The organism is Shewanella benthica KT99, from assembly GCF_000172075.1.
Lineage (GTDB): Bacteria > Pseudomonadota > Gammaproteobacteria > Enterobacterales > Shewanellaceae > Shewanella > Shewanella benthica_A.
In genome coordinates this window covers 62,695-72,985 of sequence record NZ_ABIC01000020.1, presented here as the reverse complement: position 1 = coordinate 72,985, position 10,291 = coordinate 62,695, and the positions used below count along the sequence as shown (strand labels likewise).

Genomic DNA, 10,291 nt, shown 5'->3' with positions numbered 1-10,291 from the left:
TGATCATCTTGTAGCTTGGTAGCAAACTTTTTAAATAGCTCTTGTGCCAGTTCAGCACTGCCATTCATTTTCCAGTTACCAGCAACCATCGGACGTCTTAATGCCATTACCATCTCCTCTGAAAGCGGCGTGAATAATAGCGAACCACTTGTTAACTTACAATAGCTAAATCGCTAATTTTTTAGATTAATGCTCGAAGCGTTGCTTTTTCAACCGCCTCAAGCTGTTTATTAATCGTTGTGAGTATAAATAGTGCTATGCATGAAAGGGTCATCATAGATGCCCCTCACTAATTAGAAAAATCTAAACTAAGTTTCTGACTTTATCGGCAATATAATTTGCATGCATAAGCACATCGGCTTCGATATCTCCCTCGACCATGACGCGAATCAAGGGTTCGGTGCCGGACTTTCTCAGTAACACTCTGCCTCTCGCACCCAATTTAGTCTCGACCTCTAATTTAGCGTCGAGTACTTCCTTGGACTCTAACGGGTTATGCTCGCCTTCAAAACGCACATTGACCAGCACCTGAGGCAACATCTTGATATTCTCAGTCAAGTCTTCAAGGCTTGCATTTTGCCTTCTCATCGCGGCAAGCACCAGTATCCCAGCGACGATACCATCCCCTGTGGTGCCATGATCTAAGTTCAAAATGTGACCAGAATTCTCGCCACCGATGCGCCAATCATTCTGTTTCAATAGCTGCATCACGTAACGGTCACCCACTTTAGAGCGCAAGAATGGAATATCCAGTTCGGCTAAAGCCAGTTCGAGTCCTAGATTAGACATCAAGGTGCCAACAACGCCACCATGAAGCACGCCTCTTGATTTAGCATCGCACGCCAGAATATAGAGTATCTCATCACCGTCAACTACACGGCCATGGCGATCAACCATCATGATACGGTCGCCATCACCATCCAGGGCAATACCGAGGTCGGCTCCTGCGGATACCACAGTTTCACAAATTTTAGCCATAGACGTAGCGCCCACTTCATGGTTAATGTTTAAGCCATCAGGCTTGACACCTATGGCTATCACCTCGGCACCTAACTCACGGAAGACATTAGGCGCAATATGATAAGTCGCACCATGGGCACAATCGACCACGATTTTTAAACCATGAAGCGTCTGATCGGCGGGAAAATGACCTTTACAGTATTCGATATAGCGACCGGGAGCATCATCGATGCGGGAGACTTTACCTAACAGATGAGACTCGACGCAGACCAAAGGTTTTTCCAGCTCACGTTCAATTTCCAGCTCTATCTCATCAGCGAGTTTACTGCCGTCTGTGGAGAAAAACTTGATGCCATTGTCGTAATAGGGGTTGTGGGATGCACTGATAACCACCCCGGCTTCGGCTCTAAAGGTCCGGGTTAAATAAGCGACTGCTGGCGTAGGCATGGGCCCCACCAACATCACATTTAAGCCTGCCGCCGATAGACCCGCTTCCATTGCGGATTCGAACAGATAGCCTGAAATACGCGTATCTTTACCTATGATGACTTTATTCGTACCGCTTCTCGACAGCACACGACCGGCGGCCCAACCTAGTTTCAACGCTAGCTCAGGTGTCATTTTTCCCGCACCAACCTTGCCACGTATACCATCTGTTCCAAACAATTTCTTCACTTTACAACCCCGTTTGCCATCCCTTTCTAGGGATAAAATTTGGACTAATTTACAATCTATTGTTGACTCAAGCTGAATATTGGCTAAAAAGAATACTCTTAACCGGATCGACTAAAGTAGCTCTAAATCAAATCAAGTGTCGGTAATCATTACTGGCTTGAAACACGTTTAGACAATCTAGAGTTTCAACCACATCATGTACCCTTAAAATATTGGCGCCTCTTTGAGCCGCTATCAAGCCGCCAGCCAGACTGCCTGCTAAACGTTCTTTAGGCTCACGCATGAGCAGTTCACCCAGCATAGATTTTCTGGATAAGCCTATCAGTAGCGGTAATTTCAGCACCTTAAACTCAGCTAATCGGTTAAGTAACTCATAATTATGCGATAAGGTTTTACCGAATCCGAATCCTGGATCCAACAATATGTGCTGACGTTTAATTCCCGCCGCAATACAGGCATCGATTCTACGTTCAAAAAAAACGATAACATCTGCAACAATATCCCGATAATTCGGTGCTTCTTGCATGGTATCCGGTTGTCCCTGCATATGCATGAGACAAACAGGCACCTCAAGTAGGGCTACGCGTTCCAAGGCACCAGGAGCCTGTAAGGCTCGAACATCATTGATCAGATGCGCCCCGGCTTTAACGGCTCGCTCCATGACCTCAGGCTTACTGGTATCGATGGAGATCCAAACGTCATGATGCTTAGCGATATATTCGACTAAGGGCAACACCCTGCCTAGCTCTTCATCTAAAACAACCTCGGCCGCACCGGGGCGAGTCGACTCACCGCCTATGTCGATAATCTTAGCACCCTGCGACACCATGGCATCGATATGCTGACAGGCTAAGTCGAAAGAAGAGAATTCACCACCATCGGAAAATGAATCTGGAGTGACATTTAAAATGCCCATGACCAAGGTTTTATCTAAAGCTAGTGTACGGTGACCACTTTCGATTCGAAACACAGCAACTCCATTAAAATCAATAATGATAATACCATTCCATATAAGTATCTGGTCAGTTCAAAGACTCTCAGTTTTTTCAATTCAAGGCGCATTGATGAGGAAATGGTATAACACTCAAGGGACAAATCGCCAATACCGAAAACAAGAAAACCCCATGACGGGGTTTTCTTTATTCAATAATGATAGCTATTTAGCTGTAGACTCATCGGCATCTTTGATATCCGGTGTCACTTCAGAGTCGGCTTTTTCTTCACTCTCGGTGGAGCTTGCCTCCTCAGCCTTCGCTGAATCTCCATCCTTATCATCCTTGCTAGAACCATTATCATCCATGTCCCAATCGGCCGGAGCACGGACTTCACGACGCTGCATCAAGTCTTCGATCATGCTTGAATCTATGGTTTCATATTTCATCAAGGCATCTTTCATCGCATGAAGAATATCAATATTATCATTTAGATATACCCTAGCACGATCGAAATTGTTATCGATGAGCAGCCTAACTTCGGCATCTATCAGACTCGCGGTGTCATCGGACATATGTTGAGTCTTACCCATGCTACGTCCTAAGAAAACTTCATTTTCATCTTCTGCGTACAAGACGGGTCCTAGCTTCTCGGAGAAGCCCCACTGAGTCACCATGTTACGCGCAATCGAAGTCGCATACTTGATGTCCTGAGAGGCACCGGTAGAAATCCTTTCACTGCCATAGATGATCTCTTCGGCGAGACGTCCACCGTATGCCACCGAGATCTGACTCTCCAGCTTACGTCGAGTCTGACTGATAGAGTCGGCTTCCGGCAGGAAGAAGGTCACGCCTAAGGCGCGGCCACGAGGTATGATAGTCACCTTATGCACAGGATCATGCTCAGGCACTAAACAACCTACAATCGCATGACCAGCTTCATGGTACGCCGTCATCGCTTTCTCTTCTTCTGACATCACCATGGAGCGACGTTCCGCGCCCATCATGATCTTATCTTTCGCACTCTCGAACTCTTCCATGCTGACGACAGTGCGATTGCCGCGAGCGGCAAACAGAGCCGCCTCGTTCACCAGGTTGGCGAGATCGGCACCTGAGAAACCAGGAGTACCACGAGCGATAACACTCGCCTTAACGTCATCGGCCAGAGGCACTTTACGCATATGCACTTTAAGTATCTGCTCACGACCACGTACATCGGGAAGACCAACAACCACCTGACGGTCGAAACGCCCAGGACGCAGCAATGCAGAATCGAGTACATCGGGTCTGTTGGTCGCAGCGATGACGATGACACCTTCGTTACCTTCGAAACCATCCATCTCGACCAGCAACTGGTTCAATGTTTGCTCACGCTCATCGTTACCACCACCGACACCAGCGCCACGTTGACGGCCGACGGCATCGATCTCATCGATAAAGATGATACAAGGGGCAGACTTCTTCGCTTGCTCGAACATATCACGCACTCGAGAAGCACCGACACCAACAAACATTTCGACGAAATCTGAACCTGAGATGGTAAAGAACGGCACTTTTGCCTCACCGGAGATAGCCTTGGCCAGCAAGGTCTTACCCGTACCCGGAGGACCGACGAGCAGTATACCAGTGGGAATACGCCCACCTAACTTCTCAAATCTTGTCGGTTCTTTGAGGTAATCAACCAGTTCCTTAACGTCCTCTTTCGCTTCGTCACAGCCAGCGACGTCACCAAAAGTGGTCTTGATCTGATCTTCACTCATCAGCTTAGCCTTGCTCTTACCGAACGACATGGCACCTTTGCCACCACCGCCCTGCATCTGACGCATGAAGAAAATCCATACCCCGATAAGCAATAACATAGGGAACCAAGAGATAAAGATCTGGGTCAGGAACCCGGATTCTTCAGCTTCTTGTCCCTTCATAGTCACACCTTTACGATCGAGATCGTTAATCAGATCTTGATCATACATGGGCATGATAGTCGTGAATTTTTCTCCGGTACGTTTAGTCCCTTCGATCGTTCGTTGATCGCTCTTGATTTCGACGGTGCTTATCTGACCACTACGAACATCATCTAAAAAAGCAGAATAATCCATCTTCGACGCAGTGGTAGAAGAGGGGGAGTAGCCCTGAAATACAGACATCAACACAACAGCGATGACTACCCAGAGAATTAAATTTTTTGCCATATCACTCAAAATTACTAGACCTCATACAGTCTTGCGATAACAGACGTTAGGGTACTACAACTTGTACCCAGTCGCCACAAGATAGACTTCTCGCGAACGTGCTCGCGAAGAGTCTGGCTTACGTGTTTTAACCTTTTTAAATGCGGCTCTCACCGACTTCATGTATTCTTCAAAGCCCTCCCCCTGAAAGACTTTGACTGCGAAACAGCCATTTGGAGCCATCACTTGATGGCACATGTCTAAGGCTAATTCCACCAGATACATGGCCCGTGGCTGATCGATACCACCGCTACCACTCATGTTCGGTGCCATGTCAGACAAGACCACATCCACTTTCCCATCTCCGACTCGAGTAAGCAAGGCATCGAGCACCTTTTCTTCTCGAAAATCACCCTGAAGAAAGTCTACACCAACTATGGGATCCATAGCTAAAATATCGCAAGCGATAACTTTCCCTCTGTCTCCGACAAGCTTAACGGCAACTTGGGACCAACCACCGGGGGCGGCCCCTAAATCCACCACAGTCATACCAGGCCGAATCAACTTATCTTTCTCCTGGATCTCCTCTAATTTAAACGCGGCGCGCGAGCGCAATCCCCGTTTTTGAGCTAATTTGACATAGTGATCATCAAAATGTTCCTGCAACCAACGGGAGGAACTCGCTGTTCGTTTTTTACCTGACATTCAACATCCGCAACAAATGAGAGTTACATAAAGTGTATATAAGGGTAGAATAGCCGTTTTTCAATAGTAACTCAGCATAAAGTTGGTATAAATGAACTTAACAACCAAACAAAAACAACACTTGAAAGGCTTAGCGCATGATTTGAAGCCTGTAGTGATGCTTGGTTCCAATGGTCTGACTGAAGGTGTACTGGCGGAAATTGATAATGCACTCACTCACCATGAACTGATCAAAGTGAAACTTGCCTCGGGTGACAGAGAGTTAAAAAAAGCAATTGTCGACGCCATTGTTCGTGAGACTCAAGCCGTACAAGTACAGCTTATCGGTCACGTACTTATACTTTTCCGCCAGTCTGAAGAGATGAAAATCGCCATTCCTAAGGCAAAGTAAGCACCTTCTATCGAAAACGGAGCCAAATTAATCTTTGGCTCCGTTTTTTTATGCCTGTTTTATCATCGCTAACGTTACATACTATTCCATATGATTTAACAAAAAAGCCGCTATTAGCGGCTTTTTAACATCTCCCGGTATTACACTGGGTATCCCATCATTAGCAATGAATGAATGGATGCAAAAATATCTGCTTAAATATACTCTACAGCAATTATCTCATAATCTGTGGTGCCACCTGGGGTCTGAATATTCACCTCATCATCGAGATTCTTGCCTACCAAACCTCGTGCTATAGGTGAAGTTACAGAAATCAAATTCTCTTTAATATTTGCTTCATCTTCACCCACAATGCGGTAAGTCGATTCGTCTTCGGTCTCGACATTGAGTATAGTCACCGTGGTACCGAAAATAATACGACCACTATTCTCCATCTTAGTCACGTCGATAATCTGCACATTCGACAGTTTACCTTCGATATCACGAATTCGCGCCTCACAAATGCCCTGTTCTTCACGCGCAGCATGATACTCGGCATTCTCTTTAAGATCGCCAAGCTCTCTGGCTGTGCCTATCGCCTGAGTAATACTGGGGCGCTGCTCAAACTTCAGATGCGTTAACTCTTTTCGCAGTTGCTCGGCACCAACAACTGTCATAGGAACCTTATTCATATCCTCTTTCGTCTCCTTAAAACAAAAGCAGTCTCTATCGGCACATGCTGGGCCAATAAAGTAAAGTAATTCGGGAATAAGCTCATTCTATACGTTCATCACCTCAGATGCTATCCCACTTTCTCTGTTATACCAATCGGTATAACAAAGAGGTCAACTCAGAGTTATTTTTGGCTGCATAATTCAAGGCGAAAGGGTGAGAGAATGGTGATCCATTTTGAACTCATTCAACACAGAAGTAGGCTGCCAAAAACACTCCTGAAAGGCGAGTTTTAGCACTTCCGATACGGCGTTAACGAGCTTAAACGTAGAATAACTATGTTCCTCACTCGTTGCTAGCAACATGGATGTTGTGAATGTCATTTATGCAGGAGCAATTAATGGCCTTACCTCCAAAGCGCTAAACTCTCGCTGAGTGACCACACCTTTATACCGATTGGTATTAACATGTGCCTCAGTAAAAGTCTTAAGCTTGCCAAGGACCTTTCTGGCAGAAAAATATTGCTTGTAGATGTTAAAACAATAAAAAAGGCCGCAGATGCGGCCTTTTTCTTAATTAACGAGTCTTACTTGAGGCGTTTATGCCACTCTTGTATCGAAGTCACAGTGCTTCTGTCATCGGCGGAATGTGCCATACATGTGGCAAATGCAGCATTCAAGGTCGTGGTATAATCTACCTTGTATCGCAATGCACCGCGTCGAAGCTGGCGAGAGTCTTCAATCGCCTGACGACCTTCGGTGGTGTTAATAATATAGGTGTATTCACCATTCTTGATACGGTCAAGAATATGCGGACGCCCTTCATGTACCTTGTTAACCAGACGCGGGTTAATCCCCGCCTCGCCGAGGACAACTGCAGTACCATGGGTTGCATCGATTTCATATCCGAGTGCAATCAGTTTCGAAGCCAAGTCCGCTACCCTCTGCTTATCGCTGTCACGAACCGATAGCAAGGCACGACCGGACTTAGGCACTGTGGCTGTGGCACCCAGTTGCGCCTTAGCATACGCTTCGGCGAAAGTGTCACCTATACCCATCACCTCACCAGTAGAGCGCATCTCAGGGCCAAGCATAGGATCGACACCCGGGAACTTGTTAAATGGCAACACAACTTCTTTCACCGAGAAGAAAGGTGGAATCACTTCCTTGGTAAAATTTTGCGACTTGAGGCTTTGACCCACCATAACACGAGCGGCTATCTTAGCTAAAGGTACGCCAGTTGCCTTAGAAACAAATGGTACAGTACGTGCGGCGCGAGGGTTTACTTCGATCATATAGATCTCATCGTCCTTCACGGCAAACTGCACATTCATCAAGCCAATAACCCCGAGTTCTATGGCCAGTTTCTCCACCTGATCACGCATACGATTCTGCACATCTTCACTTAGGCTATAGGGAGGTAATGAACAACCTGAATCCCCCGAGTGTACGCCAGCTTGCTCGATATGTTCCATGATAGAGCCAATAACCACAGTCTCACCATCACAGATAGCATCGATATCGATCTCGATGGCATTATCTAAGAAACGGTCAAGCAATACAGGAGAGGAGTTTGACACGCTCACGGCTTCGTTGAAGTAGCGACGCAAATCTTGCTCATCGTAGACTATCTCCATCGCACGACCACCGAGTACATAAGATGGACGAACCACTAGCGGATAACCGATACGCTCAGCCGAGATAATCGCATTTTCGACAGTAGTGACCGTATCGTTTTCTGGCTGTTTCATCTCCAGACGCTGAATCGCCTTCTGAAAACGCTCTCTGTCTTCGGCGCGGTCAATAGCATCCGGGCTGGTACCGATTATAGGGACGCCGGCAGCTTCGAGCTCACGAGCTAACTTAAGCGGTGTTTGACCACCATATTGCACGATAACGCCCTTAGGCTTCTCGATACGCACAATCTCGAGCACATCTTCCAGAGTCACAGATTCAAAATAGAGTCTGTCGGACGTGTCGTAATCGGTTGATACAGTCTCAGGGTTACAGTTGATCATGATGGTCTCATAACCGTCTTCACGCAATGCCATAGCCGCATGCACACAACAATAATCAAACTCGATTCCCTGGCCAATCCTATTGGGTCCGCCGCCTAAGATGATGATCTTGTCACGATTAGATGGATTCGCCTCGCACTCTTCCTCATAGGTAGAGTACATATAAGCGGTATCGGTTGAGAACTCAGCGGCACAAGTATCGACGCGCTTATACACAGGATGAATCTCAAGCTTATGACGTAACTTACGAACTTCTGACTCAGTGACTCCCAGCAGATCCGACAAACGTAAATCAGAGAAGCCTTTACGCTTAAGCTGGCGCAAGAAAACCTCATTCAGACCCGACATGCCGACGTCTTTGACCTGAGCTTCAAAATTCAGCAGATCTTGTATCTGTACCAGGAACCAAGGGTCGACATTAGTCAGCTCGTAGATATCATCGAGAGAAAGACCGGCACGAAAGGCATCGGCAATATACCAAATCCTGTCTGCGCCGGGCTCTTTAAGCTCGTGGCGAATTCTTTTCATCGCATCGGCATCTTGGATATCGATAATTGGATCTAGGCCATTCTTGCCGACTTCGAGTCCACGCAGTGCTTTTTGCAGTGATTCCTGGAACGTACGGCCAATGGACATCACTTCACCAACCGACTTCATCTGAGTGGTCAGACGGTCATTTGCACCGGCAAACTTCTCGAAGTTGAAGCGCGGCATTTTGGTCACCACATAATCGATGGCAGGCTCGAATGAAGCAGGGGTAGTACCGCCTGTGATATCATTCTTTAGCTCATCGAGAGTGTAACCCACAGCCAGCTTAGCGGCGATTCTAGCAATCGGAAAGCCCGTCGCCTTAGACGCTAATGCCGAGGAGCGTGAGACTCTTGGGTTCATCTCTATGACAACCATACGGCCATCTTTCGGGTTGATGCCAAACTGTACGTTAGAACCGCCCGTCTCCACGCCGATCTCACGCAGAACCGCAATAGAAGCATTACGCATCAACTGATATTCTTTATCCGTCAGTGTCTGAGCTGGAGCCACAGTGATCGAGTCGCCGGTGTGCACGCCCATGGCGTCGAAGTTCTCGATAGAGCAGACTATGATGCAGTTATCGTTCTTGTCACGCACCACTTCCATCTCGTACTCTTTCCAACCGATAAGCGACTCATCAATAAGCAGCTCGCTGGTTGGCGACAGGTCCAGTCCTTGAGTACAAATCTCTTCGAATTCTTCTATGTTATAGGCAATACCGCCGCCGCTGCCACCCATGGTGAAAGACGGGCGAATAATACACGGGAAACCCAAAGTTTCCTGCACCGCGAATGCCTCTGCCATCGTATGGGCAAAACCCGCACGTGGACACTCGAGGCCAATGGCTTTCATCGCCTTATCGAAACGGCCACGGTCTTCGGCTTTGTCGATGGCATCGGCTGTCGCGCCAATCATCTCGACATTAAATTCTTTAAGCACGCCCTTGCTTTCAAGCTCCAGCGCACAGTTAAGTGCAGTTTGGCCGCCCATGGTAGGCAGAATCGCATCGGGACGCTCTTTGGCAATAATATTACGCACAACTTCCCAATGAATTGGCTCGATATACGTCGCATCGGCCATCTCAGGATCTGTCATAATAGTGGCTGGGTTAGAGTTAACCAGAATAACTCGATAACCCTCTTCACGTAGCGCTTTACACGCCTGGGCACCGGAGTAATCAAACTCACATGCCTGACCGATAACAATCGGGCCTGCACCCAGGATAAGAATACTTTTTATATCTGTACGTTTTGGCATTGCT

The 10,291-nt window shown here is 47.1% G+C and carries 8 protein-coding genes; 1 reads left to right on the top strand and 7 read right to left on the bottom strand.

Going from position 1 to position 10,291, the window contains the following annotated elements:
* The 5 genes from KT99_RS21655 to rlmE all read right to left on the bottom strand — a co-directional run.
* Positions 1–107: triose-phosphate isomerase (locus KT99_RS21655; protein ID WP_005500001.1), on the bottom strand; the 107-nt coding region annotated here is incomplete at its 3' end.
* Positions 108–303: 196 nt separating this feature from the next.
* Positions 304–1,635, bottom strand: a complete 1,332-nt coding sequence (gene glmM, locus KT99_RS11070) for a phosphoglucosamine mutase (RefSeq protein ID WP_005499999.1) — start codon at positions 1,633–1,635, stop codon at positions 304–306.
* A gap of 127 nt (positions 1,636–1,762) precedes the next feature.
* Positions 1,763–2,605 (bottom strand): dihydropteroate synthase, encoded by an 843-nt coding sequence (gene folP, locus KT99_RS11065; RefSeq protein WP_005499997.1) that lies wholly within the window; start codon positions 2,603–2,605, stop codon positions 1,763–1,765.
* A 186-nt stretch (positions 2,606–2,791) separates the two neighbouring features.
* Positions 2,792–4,765: an ATP-dependent zinc metalloprotease FtsH gene (ftsH, locus tag KT99_RS11060; protein ID WP_086017595.1), complete on the bottom strand. Its 1,974-nt coding sequence runs from the start codon at positions 4,763–4,765 to the stop codon at positions 2,792–2,794.
* A gap of 45 nt (positions 4,766–4,810) precedes the next feature.
* A complete protein-coding gene (rlmE, locus tag KT99_RS11055) occupies positions 4,811–5,440 on the bottom strand; it encodes a 23S rRNA (uridine(2552)-2'-O)-methyltransferase RlmE (protein WP_005499992.1) in 630 nt (209 codons plus the stop codon).
* Between the two features lie 91 nt (positions 5,441–5,531).
* Between rlmE and yhbY the strand changes: the two genes are divergently transcribed.
* Positions 5,532–5,831, top strand: coding sequence for a ribosome assembly RNA-binding protein YhbY (gene yhbY / locus KT99_RS11050; protein WP_005499991.1), 300 nt, complete (start codon positions 5,532–5,534; stop codon positions 5,829–5,831).
* Between the two features lie 194 nt (positions 5,832–6,025).
* On the opposite strand, the gene greA is transcribed toward yhbY, so the two are convergent.
* Together greA and carB are read right to left on the bottom strand one after the other, a co-directional pair.
* Positions 6,026–6,502: a transcription elongation factor GreA gene (gene greA / locus KT99_RS11045; RefSeq protein ID WP_005499990.1), complete on the bottom strand. Its 477-nt coding sequence runs from the start codon at positions 6,500–6,502 to the stop codon at positions 6,026–6,028.
* Positions 6,503–7,068: 566 nt separating this feature from the next.
* The gene (carB, locus tag KT99_RS11040) at positions 7,069–10,287 is read right to left on the bottom strand and encodes a carbamoyl-phosphate synthase large subunit (protein WP_005499989.1); all 3,219 of its coding nucleotides are present in this window, start codon (positions 10,285–10,287) and stop codon (positions 7,069–7,071) included.
* Positions 10,288–10,291: the final 4 nt, after the last annotated feature.

Excerpts from the sequence above, each read along its gene's own strand:
- rlmE (WP_005499992.1), bottom strand. The coding sequence starts at position 5,440 with ATGTCAGGTAAAAAACGAACAGCGAGTTCCTCCCGTTGGTTGCAGGAA.
- yhbY (WP_005499991.1), top strand. The coding sequence starts at position 5,532 with ATGAACTTAACAACCAAACAAAAACAACACTTGAAAGGCTTAGCGCAT.
- greA (WP_005499990.1), bottom strand. The coding sequence starts at position 6,502 with ATGAATAAGGTTCCTATGACAGTTGTTGGTGCCGAGCAACTGCGAAAA.
- carB (WP_005499989.1), bottom strand. The coding sequence starts at position 10,287 with ATGCCAAAACGTACAGATATAAAAAGTATTCTTATCCTGGGTGCAGGC.